The 21,202-nt window shown below is 60.1% G+C and carries 16 protein-coding genes; 12 read left to right on the top strand and 4 right to left on the bottom strand.

Features of this window, described 5'->3' with window-relative positions; translation table 11 throughout:
* Nucleotides 1-131 precede the first annotated feature (131 nt).
* From ACR3FF_RS02980 to ACR3FF_RS02990, 3 genes are all read right to left on the bottom strand, one after another.
* Complete coding sequence (locus ACR3FF_RS02980; RefSeq protein WP_458185908.1) at nt 132-5,129, bottom strand: DNA polymerase II large subunit; 4,998 nt, start codon at nt 5,127-5,129, stop codon at nt 132-134.
* A gap of 1 nt (nt 5,130) precedes the next feature.
* Nucleotides 5,131-5,550: a PPC domain-containing DNA-binding protein gene (locus ACR3FF_RS02985; protein WP_458185910.1), complete on the bottom strand. Its 420-nt coding sequence runs from the start codon at nt 5,548-5,550 to the stop codon at nt 5,131-5,133.
* A gap of 176 nt (nt 5,551-5,726) precedes the next feature.
* On the bottom strand, nt 5,727-5,900 hold the full coding sequence (locus tag ACR3FF_RS02990) for a DUF7556 family protein (protein WP_458185912.1): 174 nt from the start codon (nt 5,898-5,900) through the stop codon (nt 5,727-5,729).
* A gap of 321 nt (nt 5,901-6,221) precedes the next feature.
* On the opposite strand from ACR3FF_RS02990, the gene ACR3FF_RS02995 reads away from it, so the two are divergent.
* From ACR3FF_RS02995 to ACR3FF_RS03050, 12 genes are all read left to right on the top strand, one after another.
* Nucleotides 6,222-8,078: an ABC transporter substrate-binding protein gene (locus ACR3FF_RS02995; protein ID WP_458185914.1), complete on the top strand. Its 1,857-nt coding sequence runs from the start codon at nt 6,222-6,224 to the stop codon at nt 8,076-8,078.
* Between the two features lie 195 nt (nt 8,079-8,273).
* On the top strand, nt 8,274-9,290 hold the full coding sequence (locus ACR3FF_RS03000) for an ABC transporter permease (protein WP_458185915.1): 1,017 nt from the start codon (nt 8,274-8,276) through the stop codon (nt 9,288-9,290).
* Between the two features lies 1 nt (nt 9,291).
* Entirely contained in the window at nt 9,292-10,758 is a 1,467-nt protein-coding gene (locus ACR3FF_RS03005; protein ID WP_458185917.1) for an ABC transporter permease, read from the top strand.
* Nucleotides 10,758-12,029 carry an ABC transporter ATP-binding protein gene (locus ACR3FF_RS03010; RefSeq protein ID WP_458185919.1) on the top strand — a complete coding sequence of 424 codons (1,272 nt, stop codon included), beginning with the start codon at nt 10,758-10,760 and terminating at the stop codon, nt 12,027-12,029. The genes ACR3FF_RS03005 and ACR3FF_RS03010 overlap by 1 nt, the downstream gene beginning before the upstream one ends.
* Nucleotides 12,026-13,357: an ABC transporter ATP-binding protein gene (locus ACR3FF_RS03015; protein WP_458185921.1), complete on the top strand. Its 1,332-nt coding sequence runs from the start codon at nt 12,026-12,028 to the stop codon at nt 13,355-13,357. The genes ACR3FF_RS03010 and ACR3FF_RS03015 overlap by 4 nt, the downstream gene beginning before the upstream one ends.
* Nucleotides 13,357-13,806, top strand: coding sequence for a DUF7555 family protein (locus ACR3FF_RS03020; protein WP_458185923.1), 450 nt, complete (start codon nt 13,357-13,359; stop codon nt 13,804-13,806). Before ACR3FF_RS03015 ends, ACR3FF_RS03020 begins: the two co-directional genes overlap by 1 nt.
* A gap of 37 nt (nt 13,807-13,843) precedes the next feature.
* Nucleotides 13,844-14,410, top strand: coding sequence for a DUF7529 family protein (locus ACR3FF_RS03025; RefSeq protein ID WP_458185925.1), 567 nt, complete (start codon nt 13,844-13,846; stop codon nt 14,408-14,410).
* Between the two features lie 146 nt (nt 14,411-14,556).
* Nucleotides 14,557-15,405, top strand: a complete 849-nt coding sequence (locus ACR3FF_RS03030; protein WP_458185927.1) for a CBS domain-containing protein — start codon at nt 14,557-14,559, stop codon at nt 15,403-15,405.
* A complete protein-coding gene (gene glyS, locus ACR3FF_RS03035) occupies nt 15,402-17,132 on the top strand; it encodes a glycine--tRNA ligase (RefSeq protein ID WP_458185928.1) in 1,731 nt (576 codons plus the stop codon). The genes ACR3FF_RS03030 and glyS overlap by 4 nt, the downstream gene beginning before the upstream one ends.
* 2 nt (nt 17,133-17,134) lie before the next feature.
* A complete protein-coding gene (locus tag ACR3FF_RS03040; RefSeq protein ID WP_458185930.1) occupies nt 17,135-17,710 on the top strand; it encodes a dolichol kinase in 576 nt (191 codons plus the stop codon).
* A gap of 270 nt (nt 17,711-17,980) precedes the next feature.
* Nucleotides 17,981-20,338: a DEAD/DEAH box helicase gene (locus ACR3FF_RS03045; RefSeq protein WP_458185932.1), complete on the top strand. Its 2,358-nt coding sequence runs from the start codon at nt 17,981-17,983 to the stop codon at nt 20,336-20,338.
* 208 nt (nt 20,339-20,546) lie between these two features.
* Nucleotides 20,547-20,789, top strand: coding sequence for a hypothetical protein (locus ACR3FF_RS03050; protein ID WP_458185935.1), 243 nt, complete (start codon nt 20,547-20,549; stop codon nt 20,787-20,789).
* Here the strand turns inward: ACR3FF_RS03050 and ACR3FF_RS03055 are convergent.
* Nucleotides 20,786-21,190 (bottom strand): universal stress protein, encoded by a 405-nt coding sequence (locus ACR3FF_RS03055; protein ID WP_458185937.1) that lies wholly within the window; start codon nt 21,188-21,190, stop codon nt 20,786-20,788. The genes ACR3FF_RS03050 and ACR3FF_RS03055 overlap by 4 nt on opposite strands.
* Between the last annotated feature and the right edge of the window lie 12 nt (nt 21,191-21,202).

The following is a 21,202-nucleotide window of genomic DNA, read 5'->3' on the forward strand; positions in this document are numbered from 1 at the left end:
AGGGCCGAGGAGGCCCGAACGCGGGAGGGCGGGGTAGTTCACTTCGTCAGGTCTGCTTGCTTCGTTCGCAGACCACTCCTCGCAAAAGCTGAACCAAAAATCATCCGCTCTCACGCCGTTCCTCGCGGAAATCACATGAAGTCGGCGATGCCAGACTGCTTGTTTTTGTCGTTTTCGAAGACGCTTTCGAGCGACCTATCCAGAATCTCCAGTCGCTGTTTCGTGTACTCGCGGCAGTCGTAGTCGTTGGCGACCTGAATCGCGGTGTCCATGTACTTGTTCACCGACCCCTGGTGGACGGTCAGGTTCACGCGCCCGCCACACTCCCGGCACTCGCCCGAGAGGGGCATCCGCCGGTACTTCTCGCCGCAGTCCAGACATCGCGTCTCCTGTCGGGAGAACGCCCGCAGGTTTCCAATGAGGTCCGGCAGGAAGTGTCCCTCAATGACGCGCTCTGCCACGTCCGTCTCGTCCACCGCCCGGAGCTTTCGGGCCAGCTCCAACTGCGCGTCCATCTTGTCCATCATCGACCCCAGCGTCTTGTACGCCGAGAGGTCGGGTCCGAGCGCGATGTTCGACGTGTCGTGGGTGTGCCGGAAGTTCGTGTACTCCTCGTCGGTACCGAGGTAGTCCTCCGCGATGGTGACGTCCACGTCTTCGGGGTCGGCCATCTCCAGCGTGGCCTCGTAGAACTCCCGCGAATACTGGTCGACGATGTCCATGTTGTGCGCCTCGTCGTCGATTTCCGAGGGGTCGATGCGCGAGGACATCACCAATGGGGCGTCCATGGAACCACCGCGCTTGTCCGGCAAGAACTCCTTCGAGAAGTTGAGCAGGCCATCCATCAGGAGCATCACGCAGTCCTCGTCGCCATCGCACTGGCCGACGTAGAGGTCGTTTGCGACGAGTGTGTGGGTATCTTCGACGGTTAGCGAATACGTATTCTTGGTATCGCTCTCCACAATTTCGACGGATTCGACCTCATCAAGCCAGAGCTCACCGCCATCACTGAAGATACGCTGAGATCGGATTGGAGTAGAATCAAGAACATTTTCTAGCGTTTCAGCCTTCCTTTCTAGATCGAATCCGATTTTGTTTCCGAAGAGAGCAGCGTTTTCTGAGGTGATTTTGAGAACCCAAGATTCGAATTCAGATGTCGGTTCTTCGCCGTAGAACTCGGCGACTGCTCCCGTAGAAGGGCGACGAAGTTTCGTGTACACCTTGCTGACAACCCCGAACCGCTTCAGCATCGCCACGAGGTCGTTCTTCAGCTCATCGCTGACAGTGTGTGCGCGAATATCAACTCTATCACTTGCCACACTCCCATCGCCGCTGAAGTAAGAACGAAGGAACTCTTTGATGACGGATTTCGGAGAATTCACGATGCAGTTTGGGACTCGTTTCTCTTCAGCGGAACTACCAGCGTCAAGGATTTCTGCGAAGAGTAAAGTAACCAGTCTGCTCGAAGTCGTAATTTTCCATTCGTTCTCTTCGTAGGGCGTCGCCAAAAGTTCGTTTTCGAGGGTTTCAATGATATGTTTCCGAGGTTCCTCATCGGGTGTGCAGATGGTCATCTGGTAGAATCCACCTTCTTCAGAGCGAGTGAATCCTTCTGCAGTGTAGTAACCGAGGACTTTCGCTATCTCCGGCCCAACAGTCAGGCTTCGGCTCATCGAAGCAGTGTCGCGACGAATACCAAGCTCGATATCTTGAGGGAGTTCTTCGAGGATTCTTCGGGTACCGAGTAATTCAATGAACACCGATACCGGAACACTGTCTCTGCTGACCCAATTGTAAACCGAGGAATCGCTTTTACCTAATTTTTCTGCGACTGGCTTAAGATAGCCTCTCTCGCTAGTCGCAGAATCAAAGAGGTTCTTGAGTCTCTCTTTGCCAAGTCCTCTCACCATCAAGTCCTCGTTCGGGATGGAGTCGAGGTGCAGGAACTTTTCGAGAAGATCAATCGAGAGGCATTCTCCTTCAAACTCGATTTCTTTTGGAGAGGGTATTTCGTCACCAGTAGCTAAGTCGCGTGCTTCGATTTCTTCGACTCCGTCAGGCGTCCAACGACGCATCGAGTGGTCAGGCGTCACAGTAATCTCTCGCCCACTTCGCGTTTCGACTTCGACCAGATGGTCTGGTGCGGGATGTTTCGAGACGGCTTCGATGGGTTTCCGAACGACGTTTCCGGAGTCGTCTATCGAGGGAACCAGGATTTCACAATCCAACTCTTCTACCAACGCACCGAAATCGTCTTCTCTCGGACTTTCCAATCGCTTTTCGACCAACTGCTGAATCTCGTCGTACTGCCACTCCTCGTCCTCGTTTCGATACCACACCTTCGTCTCCGGGTGGAAGCAATTCCGACGTTTCGCTGCGTGGAAGTATGGATGCGCGTATCCCACCGCCGCACTGGTGAAGCCGACGATTCGCCCGACCACTGCCGCGGATGTGTGGGGAGCCATTCCGAAGACAAGTTCGCCCACCAGTTCCTCGCGCTCGTCCATTTCGTAGTACGGGTCGACCCCGTAGTAATCGGTGAGCAGTTCGTCCACGAAGTCGGCGGTTTTGAGCAGGTGTTCTGCCGCCCCATCCGAGAGGACGATGTCCTGGATCCGGAGTTCGACGAGCTGGTCGTCGTGCCGGAAGGGTTCGCCGTGGATGTCCGTCTCGTATCCCAGTGCTCGGAGCTGGTCGGCGCTCACGTCGAGTTCCGACGGACGAACCGCGGTCACCGGGAGGTCGGTCATGTCGTAGCGAACCGTCCCGTCTTTGAACGCGCTAATGCCGTGTTTCGCCCGGAGGATTCCCTTCTCGATGGGTTCGGGGGTCTTGTTCGACGAGGTGAGTCCCTTGACGCCTTTCAGCACGTCGAAGGCGCTCTCGCGCTCGCCGACAGACGCGAGGGCGTTCCGGAACTCCTCGTTCACGTTCACGGTCCGTCGTTCGACGCTGGTGGCGGGGATTTCACAGCGGGGACACTCCGCGCGGCCAGACTGGTCAGGCTCGACTTCGGTGTCACAGTCCGGACACTCGAAGTGCGAAAAGGTGTTTCCGCCGCACTCCGGACACCGGCATTCGAATGTCCGGTTACCGCAGTCGGCACACTCCCGGCGACCGACTTGCACTTCGATTTCACCGCGCGTGCCGGCCATCCCGTCCGTGTGGGCGGCGGCTTTCGCCACGTCGCGCTGGTCGCCACCCGCCTCGCCGAGTGGGAAGAGCGTGTGGACCGCCGGACTGAGCTCGCGCTTTTCCGATTTCTCGGGGCGGCCCATCCGGTTCCCGATTCGGGTCGGGGCACGCTCTCTGACCCGAAACGGGGCGACTTCGTTGACCGCCTCGACGGCGTTGTCACCGTCCTCGCGTTCGCCCCACTCGCGGGCGTGCTGGGAGAGGTCGTCCCACCTGCGGGTCAGGTCGCCGTCGACGCCGAGCGAGCGAACGAGCAGTCGCCAGTCGGGAATCTCTATCCGCTCGCCTTGCGAGTGCTGGACGAGGAGTCGTTCGAGCGTCTTGCGAAGCCCGTCGTCGTTCGGGAGGACGAGGGAACCGTCACGAATCTCACCCGCAGTGACAGCGTCGGCGAGCGCCTCGAACTCGGTGACCGAGATGTCGTGCCAGAGGTAGGTGTACTTCGGGTGGAGTGGGGCGTCGTACTCCGTGGCCCACTCGAACGCTTCTTCGGCCGACGGGTCGTCCAGGTCGACGTGCGGGTTGTCGCGCATCGCTTGCACGTCCGCGCCCGCGTGGTCGAAGTCCTGCACCCACCACTCAACCGTGTACGACGCGGGAGCGAGCGGGTGGTTGTTCTCTACGAACTCGCCGTAGTTGACGAGATACTCGCCGAGGTCGAGTATCTTCTCGACGCCGTTTCGAACTTCGAGGGCCTCCGCGCTGTCGTCGATTCTCCGCACGTCGCCGTTGGCGAGACGGACGGTCGGTCCTTCGATGGTATCGACCGGGATGACGCCTGCCGCCTTCCCGGGGCGTTCGGTTTTGATTTGCGTTCCGGTCGCGAGAAAGTCGTCTACCAGATGCATCGTGGCCGGGTGGACGCCTGCGGTTGCGAACCCGTGATTTCGTGCCCGACCGTATCGAAGGCGGAAGCCACCGGCTCGACTGGGGTGGGTGAAGACGGGGCGTCCGGCGATGAGGTCGCGGAGGAACTTCGTTGCGGGCTCGACGCGTGGCGGCCCCGTCGGTTCGTCTGGTTCCGCGTTCTCCTCACTTTCCGTCTCTTCAGCGTCGTCGTCTGCCGCTGTTTCGTCCTCGGACGTGTCGTCCGTCCCGATGGTACCGTCGATGAGGTCCTGGAGCCACGGCCAATCGACTTCGTCTAGATTCCTCGTGTATCGTTGGATTTTGGGGGCTTTGAGTGCGATACCCTCCGCGAGAACGAGACACATTCCGCCACGGGCGCTGTTGGTATCGACGCGGTCCAGGTCACGGAAGCCGGACACTTCTTCGTCGCCCGTCGCCTCGCCGTCTAACATGACGGGCATGTTCTTGGCGATGAACTTCGTCTCCTTGTCCTTCGGTGAGTACTGCAATCCGGTCTCGGAGTCGTAGAGGTTGATCTCCTCGGCGTAGCGTTCGATTTCGTCGTCGCGTGCTTTGAACTCGTCCACTCCGATGAGTGCGCGAGTATAGTCCGCCACCAGCACCGAGAGCGCCTGTGCCGTCCCACCCGCGGAGCGAATCGGTCCAGCGTAGTAGACGTTGACGAACTCGGTTCCGTCGTCGTTCTCGAGGAGTTCGACGCGGTCGATTCCCTCGATGGGCGCGGCGACCACCCCCTCGGTCAGTAAGGCGACTGCGGTTCGAACCGCCCCTTCGACTTTCCCGGCGCGAGTTTCGTAGTCGCCGACGTTCCCGTCCGCGAAGTCCTTCGCCAGTTCGAGGGCCGCCTCCTCGCGTGACATCTGTCCTTCGAGCTCGCGGACGCGCGCCGCGACGCCCTCGATGCCGAGGATGTTCTCCACTCTGTCTGCCATGTCCTTGGCGACCGGAATCTCGACTTCCGGCTTCGGGTCACCGCTGTTTTCGCGCGCCGTCTCGGCGACGTCGAAGGCTCGGTCTAACTGGGATTCCAGCCGTTCGAAGTATCGCCGGTCTTCCTCCCGCATGTTACAGCCAGAGGTCCAGGTCCGTCGAATCGTCGTGTTCGCGCACCAGCGGTTCGTCGAAGGTTCGCATGTACACCTCGCCGGCGAACACCGTTGCCGAATCGAGATGCCCAGCGAGTGCCTGTCCCGACCGGCGCGAGAGCACAGCGTGGGTGTGGGCGAATCGCTCGCCGTCAAGGAGCGAGACGTTGCCGACACATGACGCGACTTCGAGCGGTTCGTCGAAGCGCACCTCGCGGTACTCCTGGTCTGTCTGGTCGTAGAACCACACTTCGGCGTCCTGTACTGCGCCCATGGCGACGAACCAGGCGGCGTCTATGCCCTCGTCGTCCGCCAGCGACTCGATTTCTGCGCGCCAGTCCGCCCCGTGTCCCAGCCGGGCGACGAACTCCCGTTCTCCGGTGACCTCCCTATAGTCCATGTCTGCATGGAACCGCACCAGGGACAAAAAAGGTTCAGTATCGCACCGTTTCCCGACCTGTTGGAAACGGAAGGTGTCGCTTTCGCGAGAAAGCACTCGTTTCCAGTCAGTGGGTTGATATGAACGTCGTGGCTCGGAGCACGAACGGACGGAAAAGCGACGGAGCGAAAGTGGGATTATCGCCAGGCCGGAAGCGAGGCTACGTCTGACGTGCGCATAGATATCCACGCGTCGTCACAGGAGACGTCTGCGATGACGAGCCGTTTCGTCTGTCCGCCATCATCCACCGAGGCCATAACCTCGGAGTCGTCTGCGACAGGCACCGACACTGTAGCCGTATCCGGTGTCATACTTTGAGAAAGCGTACCAAGGGATATAAGCGCACCGAAACGACGAAACATATTCTAGAAAATGATATAACCGAGACGGAGATGCGGAATGACGTCGCCCGTAAGGCGGTATTTCATGAATATAGGGGATGATACGTCCATTGACACTTACTTCCGTTACAGCGCAGTTATGACATTCTCTTTATTATAACTATAGAAATAATCCGTCCAATATAGAAAACCGATGCGCCTCCTTACTGCAATAAACTGGCCGTTTAAGACGGTAATGGTGCCAATCCCAAACGGTAAGTTTATCCGCCGTGACACACAAGGCTCTTGTGGATGACAGATACTGACAACCTGACCCGTCGGCGGTTTTTGAAGGCGACTGGAGGTGCGGCAACGGCTGCTGCCCTCGCCGGTTGTACCGGTGACGATGGCGACGGGAGCGGTAACAACGACAACAACAATAACAACAACAACAACAACGGGGGTGGAAAGAAACTCCAGCTCATCAACTCCACGATGAGCACGCTGGACCCGGTCAAGGCGACCGACACGGCCTCCGGTACGGTGATTCAGCAGATTTTCGATCCGCTGATGAACTACCCGAACGGTGAGGTTTCCGTCGAGAACCTCCTCGTCAAGGAACACTCCCTCTCCGACGACAAGAAGACGTACACTTTCAAACTCAAAGAGGGTGTGAAATTCCACAACGGAAAGGAAGTCACGGCGAAAGACGTCGTCTACTCGTGGCGTCGTCTCGCCGAGTCCACGAACTCCCGTCGTGCGTACTTCATCCTCGACTCCATCGCGGTCAAACACGAGTCGACGACGAAAACCTACAAGGACAGCGAGGGCGAGACGCACGAACTGACCGTCGCAAAACCCGACTCGCTGGCGCTCAAGACGACGGGCGACTACGAGCTGGAGATGACGCTCGAAAAGCCGTTCCACGCCACGCTGGAGATGCTCGCGTACACCTCCTTCGCGGTCATCCCCGAGGGAATCGTCGGCGACATCAAGGGTCACGACGGCGAGATGAAACAGAGCAAGTTCGCCACGAAGAACCCCGTCGGTGCCGGTCCGTTCAAGTTCACGAAGTGGAAGAGCGACGTCGAAGCGGAAGTCACGAAGTACGAAGACTACCACGGCGAGAAGGCGAAAGTCGACGCCGTTCACTGGAAGATCTCTTCGGACTCCGAGGCGATGTACACCTACGGTGTCGTGAACCAGAACGCCGACATGGGGTACGGTTCCAGCTTCATCCCGACGTCCAAATACGACCCGGCGCAGGTCAAGGACACCAAAGAAGACGATCTGGGTCGCCAGGTCGGAAAGTACGGGCCGATACAGGGTAACACGCTGAACTACCTCTCGGTCCCGACCATCAACTCCTACTACATCGGGTTCAACACCGAAGTCGTCCCGAAACCGGTGCGACAGGCGGTCGCGTACGCGATGAACCAGGAGACAATGGTCAACGAAGTGTTCAAACAACGCGGCGCACCCGCGTACCACTTCACCCCGCCGATGATCTACCCCGGCGGTGCGAAACAGTACAACTCCCACGCAGAGAGCAAGTACCCGTACGGCTACAACGAGTCTCAGCTCGAGAAGGCAAAGCAGGTCATGAAGGACGCGGGCTACGGCCCCAACAACCGCTTCAGCTTCGAGTTCACGGTGTACAAGTCCTCGACCACGTGGCCCGAACTGGGCAAACTCCTGCGCGACCAGCTTCAGGCGGCCTTCATCGACATGAAGATCAACAACGCACCCTTCAACACGCTCCTGTCACGCGGTCGTAAGGGTAACCTCGAAGCCTACTCGCTCGGCTGGATTATGGACTGGCCCGCACCGGACAACTTCCTCGGACTGCTGTACCCGCCACTGACGGACACGTCGAAGTCCGCACCGCAGGCGTACACGAACTGGTCGGGTACCCCGGCATCCAAGAAAGCGACGAAGGCCTGGGAGAAGATTCAGAACAACCCCGGTCCGACGGACAAAGAGCTCAAGGCCCGCGAGGAAGCCTACGTCACCATGGAGGAGGCCAACTGGGAGGACGTCGTGTTCCTCAACACCTACCACGGTCTCAGCGAGCGGTTCGCCTACGACTGGGTCGACGCACCCAAGTACGGTGGCGCTGGCTACAGTCGCCAGATGTACAACAACGTCACGGTCGGCGACCGCAAGTAACGACTTCTCACCGTTTATTTTTGCCGAGATGTCCAGATAGCTGCGTCTCTGTACAAAAATCGCGGTAATGCTATCGCAAGACATAATGATGGGAACGCAAAATACGGGGACGTAACAAGCCATGAACGCGGTTATCAATGGGTGCAACATACCGCATGACACGACTGAGAGCGCACGGGTGGTGAGCGAAACGCCATGAGCCGATGGCGGTATTTCGCTCGTCGCCTGCTACTGTCCATCCCCGTCTTGATTTTCGGGGCGTCGATAACGTTTATCGTCATCCGCGCCGGACCGCTCGACCCCGTCGCGGCGATTTTAGGTCCGACGGGCGACCCGCAGGCGTACAATCGAATCGAAGACCAACTCGGGTTGAACCAGCCACTCTGGGAACAGTACGTCGACTACATGATCAACCTGTTCACACTTAACCTGGGTCAATCGTGGGTCCTTCAGCCTGATAGGAGTGCGTACTCGCTGATTCTCGAGTACGCGCCACGTACCATCTGGCTGGGATTCTGGTCGGTGCTCATCGCCATCTTCATCGGAATTCCCCTCGGCTTCTACGCCGGACTCAACCCGAACACGTGGAGCGACTACTCGGCGTCGTTCGGCGGTATCGTCTGGCGGGCGATGCCGAACTTCTGGTTGGCGGTGATTCTGATGCAGGTGCTCTCGCGCTCGGAGGGTCTGCTGTTTGGATTCAACTGGCAGAACTGGATCGTTCCGGTGGGCGTCGTCGGCCCACCGCCGCTGAACAACCTCACGGACCCCGAACAACTTCTCGCGGCCATCAAGAAAATCGCTCCAGCGGCGCTCGTGCTCGGGTCCGCGTCGATGGGGAACGAGATGCGTATCGGTCGGACGGCAGTGCTGGAGACGGTCAACTCGAACTTCATCGAGACGGCGCGAGCGAAAGGCGTTCCGCCTCGGTCGCTCGTCTGGAAACACATCTTCCGGAACGCGCTCATCCCGCTGGTTCCCATCATCACGGGTGAGGCGTTCTTGCTCATCGGCGGGTCCGTGCTCGTCGAGACGGTGTTCGACATCAGCGGTATCGGCTCCCTGTTCTTCCAGGCGGTCATCCAGGGCGACCTTCCGCTGGTCGGTTCGTTGATGTTCGTCTTCATCCTACTCGTCGTGATAATCAACATCCTACAGGACTTCCTGTACACAATCATCGACCCCCGTGTCGGTTACGAGGGAGGTAGCTGATATGAGTCGCATTCCTGACGTCGAAAACGAAAAACCCCTCCGTGAACGTATCGCTGACAACCCACGTCCGGCCATGCTGTGGCTCGCCGGATTCGTCTTGCTCGTCGCACTCGAATTCGGTGCGTTGGCGAGCGGCGTGATGGCGATTCCGTGGAACCAGTTGATGGACAAACTGTCGTTTTTGGCACCGATTGCCGCACCGTTCGCGGCCGTCGGTGACGCATTGGCCGACCTTCCGACACTGCTCACGCGGAAGAACTTCGACAACACTGGCTGGCAGATGCCACAGGGTGGCTGGGAAGGAACCTTCCTCAACCTCTCGCCGGCTATCGTCTGGGCGCTTCGCGTCGCGCTCGTGTACGCGTACGCGTTCGTGTTCCTCTACTGGGTCTGGCGGGGCTACCTGACGTTCCGAGAGCACTACCGGTACGCCGAGTGGACCCCGCGTGACGACATGGTTAACCGATTCCGGGGCCACTCGTGGGGCAAGTTCGGATTCGTCATCGTCTTCCTGTTCGTCGTGATGGCGATATTCGCCCCCGCGCTCGGCCCGACGACGGTCGAGAAGACCATCCAGAACCCCTACTCGTACGAAATCAAGTATCTGAACGAGGACACCGGACAGGTCGAGACGATTCTCATCGGTGAGGCGAACCTCGGGTCGCGTTCGAAAGGTGCTGGCGGCAACGTCGGTCCGATGACCTACGACGAGTACGGGCGATGGCACCCCTTCGGAACGATGCCGACCGGGAAGGACATGTTCACCTTCATGGTACACGGCGCGCGGGTGTCTCTGTTCATCGGCGTCGTCGCCATCGGTCTGAGCGGTCTCGTCGCTGCAGGCTTCGCACTGCTGACGGCGTACTACAAGGGTCTGATCGACCTCGGGGTCGTCATCGTGGGTGACTCCATCATGTCTCTCCCGAGACTGTTGTTCCTCATCTTGCTCTCGTTCGTCTTGCAAGGGACGTGGATAGCGGACATCTACAACGGCGGGTTCCTGTTGGCGTTACTGTTCGCCGGAACTGGCTGGCCGTTCCTTTGGCGTGCGGTGCGTGGTCCAGCGTTCCAGGTAGCCGAACAGGAGTGGATCGACGCTGCCAAAAGCTTCGGCCAGAAACCCCGCGTGACGATGCAAAAACACATGGCTCCGTACATCCTCGGCTATCTACTCGTGTACGCTTCGATGAGCCTCGGCGGTATCATCATCGCGGTGGCAGGGCTGTCGTTCCTCGGACTGGGCATCAGTCCTCCGACGCCGGAGTGGGGTCGTGCCGTGGACGTCGGCCAGCAGTACGTGGCGACGCAGTCGTGGCACGTCTCGTTCATCCCGGGCGTGCTCATCGTACTCGTCGTGACCGCGTTCAACGCGCTCGGTGACGGCATCCGCGACGCCATCGACCCACAGAGCCAGACCGGCGAAGACGGCGGCGCTGAAGTCGCCGCAGCAGGAGGGAGTGGTGCATAATGGCGGTCCAAGAACACACCGAACAGACCGCCCGCGGAGACACCCTCTTGGAGGTCGAGAACCTCCAGACGGCGTTCTTCACGGACAAGGAGGTCATCCGAGCCGTCGACGGCATCTCGTTCGACATCGAACGTGGTGAGACGGTCGGTATCGTCGGCGAATCCGGCTCCGGCAAGAGCGTCACTGCACGCTCTATCATGGGCCTCATCAAGTCACCGGGTCGGATCCTCGGTGGGAGCATCGAGTTCGGCGACCTCGACGTGGTCCGGGATTTCGCCAGTTCGTACAGCGGTCGAACGTTCGACGCCTCGGACGCTGACCTCGAATCGATTCTCGCAGACACGAGCAACGACGTGTCGACTCGCGAGCAAGCAATCGAACAGCTCGCTGACGACGACGACTTCGTGTTCGTCACGGAACGGCGCGACGGTGAGATTACGGATGGGTACGTCGACGTGACGAAGATGTCGGAGAAGGCACTTCGAAACGTGCGCGGCGGGGACATCGCCATGGTGTTCCAGGACCCTCTGACGAGTCTGAACCCGGTCTACTCGGTCGGAAACCAGATCAAGGAGGCACTCCGCCTCCACCAGGGACTTCGCGGGTCGGAGGCGACCAAGGAAGCGATCAATCTGCTCGAAGCGGTCGGTATCCCGGACGCCTCTCGACGCGTCAAAGAGTATCCACACGAGTTCTCCGGCGGGATGCGCCAGCGCGCCGTCATCGCGATGGCACTGGCCTGTGACCCCGAACTGCTCATCTGTGACGAACCGACGACGGCGCTGGACGTGACGATTCAGGCGCAGATTCTCGAACTCTTAGAGGAGTTACAAGAAGAGCGCGACCTCGCCATCATGTTCATCACGCACGACATGGGCGTCATCGCCGAAATCGCGGACCGCGTGAACGTGATGTACGCAGGTGAAATCGTCGAAACTGCACCCGTCGTGGAACTGTTCGAGAACCCACGACATCCCTACACCCGCGGCCTCCTCCGGAGTATACCCGGAAACAACCCGGACTCCGACCGGTTGGAGACCATCGAGGGTGACGTGCCGACGCCCAACGAACCGGCATCGTACTGTCGGTTCGCACCCCGCTGTCCGGAGGCGTTCGACGAGTGTGACAAGGTACACCCGGTTTCCATCGAAGTCAACGGAGAGACGGACGACCACACTGCCGCCTGCTTGCTGTATCCCGAAGACGAATCGCAAGAGCGGGCGATAGAACTGCATCGAGTGGCGGAAACTGAATCCGAGGAGAAACTATGAGCAAAGTACAGCAAACTGAATCGGTCAGCGTCGCAGAGGGTGAGACGCTCGTCGAAGTCAACGAGCTCAAAACCTACTACGGAGAAGGTGGCCTCGTCGGTTCGAACCCCGTCAAGGCCGTAGACGGTGTCTCGCTCGACATCAAGCGCGGCGAGACACTCGGACTGGTCGGCGAATCGGGTTGTGGGAAATCGACGCTTGGTCGGACGCTCATCCAGTTGGAGAACGCCACGTCGGGCGAGGTGCTGTTCGATGGAACTGACGTGACCGAACTCTCCGGCACGGAACTAAAAAACTGGCGACGGAACAGCCAGATGGTGTTCCAGGACCCCGAATCCAGCCTCAACGACCGGATGACGGTCGGTGAAATCATCCGCGAACCGCTGGACGTCCACGACTGGAAGACTCCGCGCGAACGCAGACAGCACGTCCGCGAACTGCTGGACGTGGTGGGACTGCAACCCGAACACTACTATCGCTACCCACACCAGTTCTCGGGTGGTCAGCGTCAGCGCGTCGGCATCGCCCGTGCGCTCGCGCTCGAACCCGAGTTCGTCGTACTGGACGAACCCGTGTCGGCGCTGGACGTCTCCGTACAGGCCCAGATTCTCAACCTACTCGAAGATTTGCAGGACGAATTCGGCCTCACCTACCTGTTCATCGCCCACGACCTCTCGGTCGTACGCCACATCTGTGACCGCGTCGCGGTGATGTACCTCGGTCACATCATGGAACTGGGTGCTACCCAAGAACTGTTCGAGAACCCCAAGAACCCCTACACCATCTCGCTGCTGTCGGCGATTCCAGAACCGGACCCGACGGCGGGTGGGGACCGAATCACGCTTCGAGGGACACCGCCGAGTCCGCGCGACCCGCCGAAAGGGTGCCCGTTCAGCACGCGTTGCCCGATGAAGATTCGTCCCGAAGAGTACCAGCACGTCGACGACGACCTCTGGACTCGTGTCGAAATCTTCCGCGAGGTCGTCCGCGAACGGTCACGCGCCGAACGGTCCGTGCGAGACCAGTTGAAAGAGATGTTCGGGATGGAGACGCGATTCTCTGACATCGGTGAGATTCGACAGGAGCTGTTCGGCGAGTTCGACCTGCCGAGAGAGGTCGAAAAACACGTCGACGAGGCAGCGAGCTACATCGAGAGCAACGACGACCAGCAAGCCCGCGAGTACCTCCGTGACGTGTTCGGAAGCGTCTGTGACACCGACGACCCGGACGACAACGTGGTGAGCGACACTGGCCGGTTCAGTCACTGTCACCGGCATCTGGACGAGTATGCGGAACCCGAAGAGTTCACTCCCTACACGATGCGGTGATGGTTGACCCAGACCGGCCTTCGAGACGCGTACGACAGGTGCTCGACGCACTCGTGTACGCTATCGCAGTGACCGGTGTGGTCTTTCTCTTCGGCGGCCTGGTGAGTCTGGTGTTCGGAAGCGGACTCGTCGGCGTGAAGTACGTGCTGTTTTTCGTCGGTATCCTGTTGTTCGGGTTCGCGACGCTCCAGTTGCGCCCCGACCCGCCGTGGGACGTAGAGAAGACCGACGAGGGGAGCGTCGAAGTCGTGCGAAACGACAAAGGCGAAGTGATCGGTGCGCGCGAAGAGACTCGATTTCAGGCCACCGTTCAGCAGATTCCGCCGTTGACGCGCTACTCGATACCTCCCGAGGAACGACTTCCGACCGCTGCGAAACTGTTTCTCGCGAGCATCACGGTGCTCGCCACGTCGTTCATCATGGAAACGGTGTTCGGCGTTGGTGTGTAACAACAGTTTTTACCGCTTCGAAACCTGACATAGTAGTATGCCAGAGACCGGCGACGAGGAAACCGAGTACGCCGAGCGTATCGCGGCCAACGCTGACGTAGAGAAGGATGCGTGGGGCCGCACGCTCGACGATATGGAAGCGATGGCTGCCGACCTCGAATCGGAGGGGTGGAACGTCATCGAGATTGCAGCGAGCCACACCGCCCCCGAGAATCCCGAGGCGGGGGACACCGACCGATTCGGATTCGTCTACGTCATTCCGGACAACTACGCCGAGGAGTTCAGCGACGCTTTCGAGGCGGGAACCTTCCCGAAGTATCAGGTCTTTCGCAAAGAAGTCTCCTCGCGAGTGTTCATGCTGACGCAGTACCTGGACCCCGATACGGAGACTGCGATACTCATCGCCGGAACGTACGAGATGATGCACGCGCCGCCGCTCGTGAAGACGGCGATGCGCGAGGACGAGATGTACAGTCACGTCCAGACTATCGACGGCACCGTGCTCGGGTCGTTCCGCCACGACGACTACACGAAGTTCTTCCCGAACCCGGAGAAGTACGAAAACTACGTCGTCGACTCGTCGGTCGGAACCGACGACGAGTAACGACCCGTTTCGTCCCGCCGGCCACTCACGAACGGATTCGACTATCCATTCGGCCGTCCGCTCTGTTTTTCGGTATCGTCGCGTCGATGCGGTTCTGACTGCACGCTTCGTAGGGTACAAGAAGGGTGAAACCGTATCCGGCGCGTATGAACGTTTCCGAAGCGATGACGCCCCGCTCCGACGTGGTCACTGTCGAGTTGCCGGGTACGCGCGACGACGTACTCGAATATCTCCAGGAGCGGTCGTTCTCCTCCGTGCCGGTCGTCAAGCAAACCGACGACGGCGAGAAGTACCGTGGTCTCATCTCACGTGACGACCTCATCGAGAACCCCGACGAGGACCAACTCGCCCTGTTGATGCGTGACGTGGCGACGACGACACAAGACGCGTCTATCGAAGAAGTCGCCGCCCTGATGCTGGAAGAGGGAACTCGCCGCGTCCCGGTCGTGAACGGCGAACTCGAAGGAATCGTCACCGTGACCGACGTGGTTCGGGCCATCGCCGAGAACGAAGCCGACGGCGACACTGAAGTCGGCGAACTCGCGAACAAGGACGTGAACACCTGTTACGTCGAAACGCCGCTGACGGTCGCCGAGCGAGAGATTTTCTACGCGAACGTCCCCTACGCCATCGTCCTGGACGGAGAGGGTGAGATGGACGGCATCCTCACGGAAGTCGACATCATCGAAGTCGCGCAGGTGGTCGAAGGCGAGGACGACACGGGCGGCAGTATCGCCGACGAGGACGACGACTGGATGTGGGAAGGAATCAAATCGGTCGGCAACAGCTACATACCGACCCGTAACGTCAATATTCCGTCCGACCCCGTCAGAGAGTTTATGACCGACGACGTCCAGACGGTCTCGAAGCGAAAGACCGCCCGCGAGGTGGCCCAGACGATGCTCACCAACGACATCGAACAGGTGCCGCTCGTGAGCGGCGACCTGCTCGTGGGCATCGTGCGCGACGTGAACTTGCTGGAGGCGCTTACATGAGCGAGGAACTGGTCGAACTCGCAAAACGACGGGGGTTCTTCTTTCAGGCAGCGGAAGCCTACGGCGGAGTCTCCGGCTTCTACGTCTACGGTCCGGTGGGTGCCGCACTGAAACGCAACCTCGAGGATTCGTGGCGCGACCGCTTTCAGGTGCAGGAAGGCCACCGTGAAATCGAAGCACCGACGGTGATGCCCGAACCGGTCTTCGAAGCGTCGGGCCACCTCGACACGTTCGACGACATGCTGGTCGAATGCCCGGAGTGCGGCGAGAGCCACCGTGCCGACCATCTCATCGAAGACAACACGGGCCTCGAAGACGCAGAGAGTCTTCCGCTGGACGAGGTCGGCGAACTCATCGCGGACCACGACCTTCGCTGTCCGAACTGCGAGGCCGAACTCGCGGGCGAACCGGTCGAGGAGTTCAACCTGATGTTCGAGACGGCTATCGGCCCCGGCTCTGGCCACCCCGGCTACCTGCGGCCCGAGACGGCACAGGGTATCTTCGTGGAGTTTCCGCGCCTGTCGGAGTACGCACGCAACCAGCTCCCCTTCGGCATCACGCAGATCGGCACGGCCTACCGAAACGAGATCAGCCCCCGGAAGTCTATCGTCCGCGTTCGTGAGTTTACGCAGGCCGAACTCGAACACTTCATCGACCCCGAATCGGACGAACCGCCGCTCCACCGGGTCGAAGACGTGGAGGTAACCCTCTACTCCGCCGAACAACAGAACGCCGAAGACGGCGACTACGTTCGGATGACTATCGGTGAAGCAGTCGAAGAGGGCGTCATCGCGAGCGACTGGGTGGCGTACTACCTCGGCGTCGGACAGGAGTGGTACGAGCGAATCGGCGTGGACATGGACAGATTCCGTTTCCGCCAGCACCTCGCGGGTGAGCGTGCTCACTATGCCAGCGACTGCTGGGACGCCGAGGCGGAAATCGACGACGACTGGATAGAGATCACCGGTTACGCCTACCGGAGCGATTACGACCTCTCGAAACACGACGCGTACTCCGACGAGGATTTCACCGTCTTCCGCCAGTACGACGAACCGAAGGTGGTCGAACGTGCCACCGTCGAACCGGACATGAGCTATCTCGGCCCGGAGTTCGGTGGTGCTGCCGCCGACATCGCCGACGCACTCCAGACGCTCGCGGAGCGCGACCGAACTGCCTTCGAGGGCGACGAGGTGACCGTCGAAGTCGATGGTGACTCCTACACGATTCCGGTCGAAAAGACCGGTTTCAGCGTCGAGGAGGAAAAAGAGTCCGGTGAACACGTCATTCCGCACGTCGTGGAACCGTCCATCGGTATCGACCGCGTGCTGTACACCGTCTTCGCCCACGCCTACGAACGGGACGAAGTGGACGGCGAGACGCGCACCCGGTTGGCGATCGAACCCGAACTCGCACCGACCACGGTCGGCGTCTTTCCGCTGATGGACAAAGACGGCATGGGCGATACGGCGCGCGATATCGCAAGCGACCTCCGGACCCGCGGTTTCGACGTGACGTACGACGACTCGGGGAACATCGGTCGGCGCTACCGACGACAGGACGAAGTCGGCACGCCATTTTGCGTGACGGTGGACTACGAGAGTCTCGACGACGATGCCGTGACGCTCCGGGAACGCGACACGACCGAGCAGAGACGAGTCGCTATCGCCGACCTGCCCGACATCCTCGCCGACCTCCGGCGTGGCGACCGCTCGTTCGCCGACTTATAACCGTGTCGAGCGAAGTCAAGCGCCGGCTGGTGCACGTCAGCGGAACCGGCCTACCGGCGCTGTACCTACTGGACTTGCTGACGTGGGACCAGTTGCGCTTGCTTCTCGTGCTCGGTTCGGCTGTCGCACTCGCACTCGAAATCATCCGCCTGCTCGTTGGACTCGACTGGCAAATATACGACGAACTCACGCGGGAGTACGAACAGGACAACCTCGCGGGGTACGCCCTCTACTTCTTCGGGATGACTGTGACCGCGTGGGCGTTCGAGCCACGCGTTGCGATTCCGGCGATGCTCATGTTGACCATCGCCGACCCCATCAGTGGTCTGCTCGGCTCGGACGAACTTCGCGTCAAAGCCATCCACACGCTCCTCGTGACGTTCGCCGTCTGTCTCGTCATCGCCTCGCTCCTCGACCTGCCGCTTCCGGCCGCCGTGCTCGGTGCGCTGGCCGCGACGCTCGCTGACGGTGTGAAACCCGTCATCGCGGGCTACGTCATCGACGACAACCTCACGATTCCCATCGGTGCAGCGGTGGCTATCTTCGTCGGACTTCAGTACGCACCCTCCGTCGTCTAACTATCCGTATCCGTATTTCGGCGTGCCGTGACCGATTTCGCCGGTGGTCGTTCGGTCTCTCTTTCGACCGACACGCATCACCTGTCGATGTGACGACCGTTCTCGCCAGCGAGCCACCGACCACACGAGTAGCCACCAGACGAACCAGTGTCCGAAACTCTGCATCCGAGTCACCGGGGTTGGTTTCGTCTTCCGACAAAAACCTTCGGCGTTCACTTTCACCTCGCCACACGAACTCTTTAACCGGCTGACGACGAAACCACGTGACGAATGGCGACCACGGACACGGAACAGAACTACGTGGAACACCCGTATCTCGCGCCGCAGTTCATCGAGCGGCGACTCTACCAGATTCAACTCGCTGGCACTGCACGCAACGACCACACGCTCGTCTGTCTCCCGACGGGGTTGGGGAAGACGACGGTCAGTTTGCTGGTCACCGCGGAACGATTGAACGAGGTCGGTGGGAAATCGCTCCTGCTCGCGCCGACGAAACCGCTGGTCAACCAGCACGCCGACTTCTATCGGGAGGCGCTCTCGGTGTCGGACGAGGATATCGTCGTGTTCACCGGGGAGGTGCGTCCCGACGAACGCTCTAAGCTCTGGGAGTCGGCGACGGTCGTTATCGCCACACCGCAGGTCGTGGAGAACGATTTGGTCGGCGGTCGAATCGACCTCGGCCCAGTCACGCACATCACCTTCGACGAGTGCCATCGTGCGACCGGCGACTACGCGTACAACTACATCGCAGAACGCTACCACGCAGACGCCCACGACCCGCTGGTCACCAGTATGAGTGCGTCGCCTGGAGGCGACAAGGAGTCGATTCTGGAGGTGTGTGAAAACCTCGGCCTCCACGAAGTGGAGGTGATGACCGAAGAAGACAGCGACGTTTCGACCTACACGCACGACACCGAGGTCGAGTGGGTTCGCGTCCAACTCCCGGACGAGATTCTGGAGATTCGAGACGCGTTGAACGAGGTCATCTCCGACCGGTTGGAGCGGCTCAAGCAACTCGGCGTCGTCAACACGACGCGCCCGGACATCTCACAGAAGGACCTGAACAAGGTTCGCGGCGAGTTGCAGAAACTCATCGACAACGACCAGTCGGAAGGGTACAAGGGGATGTCCGCCCACGCGGAGGTGATGAAACTCCGCCGGGCGGTCGAACTCGCCGAGACACAGAGCGTTGAGTCCCTCCGTCGGTACTTCGAACGCCAGCGCAACGCCGCCCGGTCGTCAGGCGCATCGAAGGCAAGCCAACGGATGGTCTCCGAGCCGAAAGTACAGGAAACGATGCGGAAAGCGGTGCAGTTCGAGGACCGCCACCCCAAGTTCCGGAAGGCACACACCTACGTCGCCCAGACGCTCGTGGACGGCGGACAACGAATCATCGTCTTCACAGAATCGCGGGACACGGCGGAGACGCTGACCGAGTTCTTCGGCCAGCACTTCGACGCCCGGCGGTTCGTCGGGCAGGGCGACAAGGAAGGAAGCGACGGCATGACCCAGAAACAACAGCAGGAGGTGCTCGATGCATTCCGTGCTGGCGAGTTCGAGGTACTGGTGTCGACCTCCGTCGCGGAAGAGGGTCTCGACGTGCCCGAAGTCGACCTGGTGTTGTTTTACGAACCCGTTCCGACCGCGGTACGGTCGATTCAGCGGAAGGGACGAACCGGCCGACAGGCACAGGGACAGGTCGTCGTCTTGCTCGCCGAAGATACCCGCGACGAGGCGTACTTCTGGATTTCGAAGCGCCGGGAAGACGAGATGGAAGAAGAACTGCGGAAACTGAAAGGCGTCGCCGCGGAAGTCGAGGAGGAACTCGATGACTCACAGCAGACGCTCGGTGATTTCGGTGGCGACGGCGAAACGTCCGAAGTGAACCACGGCCTCCAGGCGTTCGAGACGGAGGGTCGTGGCGCGGATGAACTGGACGGCGTCGTCGCCACTGCCCGGAAGCGTGAAAACGCCGAGAGCGTCGAAATCGTCGCCGACCAGCGCGAACTGGACGCGAACATCGCCCGCGACCTCTCTGCCCGGGACGACGTGGACGTGCGCCTGGAAACGCTCGCAGTGGGTGACTACGTGCTGAGCGACCGGGTCGTCGTGGAGCGAAAGTCGGTGAGCGACTTCCTCGATACGCTCGTCGGTGGTGACCGCTCGGTGTTCGAACAGGTGGGAGACATGAACCGCCACTACGCCCGCCCGGTCGTCGTCATCGAGGGGGAGGGGTTGTACGAACAGCGAAACGTCCACCCGAACGCGATTCGCGGCGCCGTCGCGTCGCTTGCAGTCGACTTCGGTGCGAGCGTTCTCAGAACCGAGGACGAAAAGGACACTGCCGACCTGCTCGAAGTTCTCGCCACGCGCGAACAGGAAGTGAGCAAACGCAAGGTTTCGGTCCACGGAGACAAGCACTCGAAGACGCTTTCGGAACAACAGGAGTACGTCGTCGCCTCCATCGCCGACATCGGCCCCGTCACCGCTCGCTCGCTTCTGGAGCGGTTCGAATCGGTTCAAGCGGTCATGACGGCGCCGAAAGACGACCTTATGGAGACCCAGGGGGTCGGCGAGGTGACCGCCGACCGTATCCGCGAAGTCGTCGCCAGTGAGTACGACCCGTAACCAGCAGTTTCCGCACGACTGCCCCGACGTGTCTCGATAGTATCGGCGGCATTTGCGGCGATATTTACCAACGTTCGTTTTCCCGGTTGACTCGGCCTAAACCACTTCGAATCGGGTGATAACGGTTCGAATACCACGGTGTAAACGGCGTGAACGGTCGTGGTACATTAAATGCTCCAGAGTCATTTACCCTGATGAGAGTAAACCCATGCTAACCCGACTTCGGATAGAGGGTGACGACGACTGGCGGGACATTGAGGAGTTATACGGCAAGCCACAGCACGAAACCGGTGGACAGACGAGCGACCAAGCACTGTACGGCGAACCACAGCACGACGTACACGATTACCGCTCGCCTCCGGAGTTCGACCCCGATTTGGGATACGCGCTGAATTGGCTCGACCACCCAGTATATACGAGCACCAGTTCCTACGGTCTGCAGGTGCTCTAGGGGACGATGGTTACCGGAACCGACTCGGCGCGAACGATGGTTTCGGCGGCACTCCCGAGAATCGCTCGTTCGATGGCTCCCGAGCCGTGATGGCCCATGATGACGTGGTCGTACCCGCTCGTTTTCACAAGCTTCAACACGTTCTCGCCGACGCGGTCTGCTGGCCGGAACTCGAGTTGCAGATCCGTCGCGAGTTCCACCTTCGCTTCGATATTCGCTTCGATACCTTCCGAGTCGAGCAGGCTTCGCGCTCGTGAGAGGATTTCGTCGGTGGCGTCGGTCGATTCGTCGGAGAAGTGAATGACGTGGAGCGTCGCGTCGAACTCCCGGGCGAACGTCGTGGCGAATTCGAGCGCGCGAAAACTGCATTCCGACCCGTCGATAGGCACGAGAACGTCCATATCGGAACGTCG

The organism is Haladaptatus ordinarius (assembly GCF_054177595.1).

Excerpts from the sequence above, each read along its gene's own strand:
- ACR3FF_RS02980 (WP_458185908.1), bottom strand. The coding sequence starts at position 5,129 with ATGCGGGAGGAAGACCGGCGATACTTCGAACGGCTGGAATCCCAGTTA.
- ACR3FF_RS02985 (WP_458185910.1), bottom strand. The coding sequence starts at position 5,550 with ATGGACTATAGGGAGGTCACCGGAGAACGGGAGTTCGTCGCCCGGCTG.
- ACR3FF_RS02990 (WP_458185912.1), bottom strand. The coding sequence starts at position 5,900 with ATGACACCGGATACGGCTACAGTGTCGGTGCCTGTCGCAGACGACTCC.
- ACR3FF_RS02995 (WP_458185914.1), top strand. The coding sequence starts at position 6,222 with ATGACAGATACTGACAACCTGACCCGTCGGCGGTTTTTGAAGGCGACT.
- ACR3FF_RS03000 (WP_458185915.1), top strand. The coding sequence starts at position 8,274 with ATGAGCCGATGGCGGTATTTCGCTCGTCGCCTGCTACTGTCCATCCCC.
- ACR3FF_RS03005 (WP_458185917.1), top strand. The coding sequence starts at position 9,292 with ATGAGTCGCATTCCTGACGTCGAAAACGAAAAACCCCTCCGTGAACGT.
- ACR3FF_RS03010 (WP_458185919.1), top strand. The coding sequence starts at position 10,758 with ATGGCGGTCCAAGAACACACCGAACAGACCGCCCGCGGAGACACCCTC.
- ACR3FF_RS03015 (WP_458185921.1), top strand. The coding sequence starts at position 12,026 with ATGAGCAAAGTACAGCAAACTGAATCGGTCAGCGTCGCAGAGGGTGAG.
- ACR3FF_RS03020 (WP_458185923.1), top strand. The coding sequence starts at position 13,357 with ATGGTTGACCCAGACCGGCCTTCGAGACGCGTACGACAGGTGCTCGAC.
- ACR3FF_RS03025 (WP_458185925.1), top strand. The coding sequence starts at position 13,844 with ATGCCAGAGACCGGCGACGAGGAAACCGAGTACGCCGAGCGTATCGCG.
- ACR3FF_RS03030 (WP_458185927.1), top strand. The coding sequence starts at position 14,557 with ATGAACGTTTCCGAAGCGATGACGCCCCGCTCCGACGTGGTCACTGTC.
- glyS (WP_458185928.1), top strand. The coding sequence starts at position 15,402 with ATGAGCGAGGAACTGGTCGAACTCGCAAAACGACGGGGGTTCTTCTTT.
- ACR3FF_RS03045 (WP_458185932.1), top strand. The coding sequence starts at position 17,981 with ATGGCGACCACGGACACGGAACAGAACTACGTGGAACACCCGTATCTC.
- ACR3FF_RS03050 (WP_458185935.1), top strand. The coding sequence starts at position 20,547 with ATGCTAACCCGACTTCGGATAGAGGGTGACGACGACTGGCGGGACATT.
- ACR3FF_RS03055 (WP_458185937.1), bottom strand. The coding sequence starts at position 21,190 with ATGGACGTTCTCGTGCCTATCGACGGGTCGGAATGCAGTTTTCGCGCG.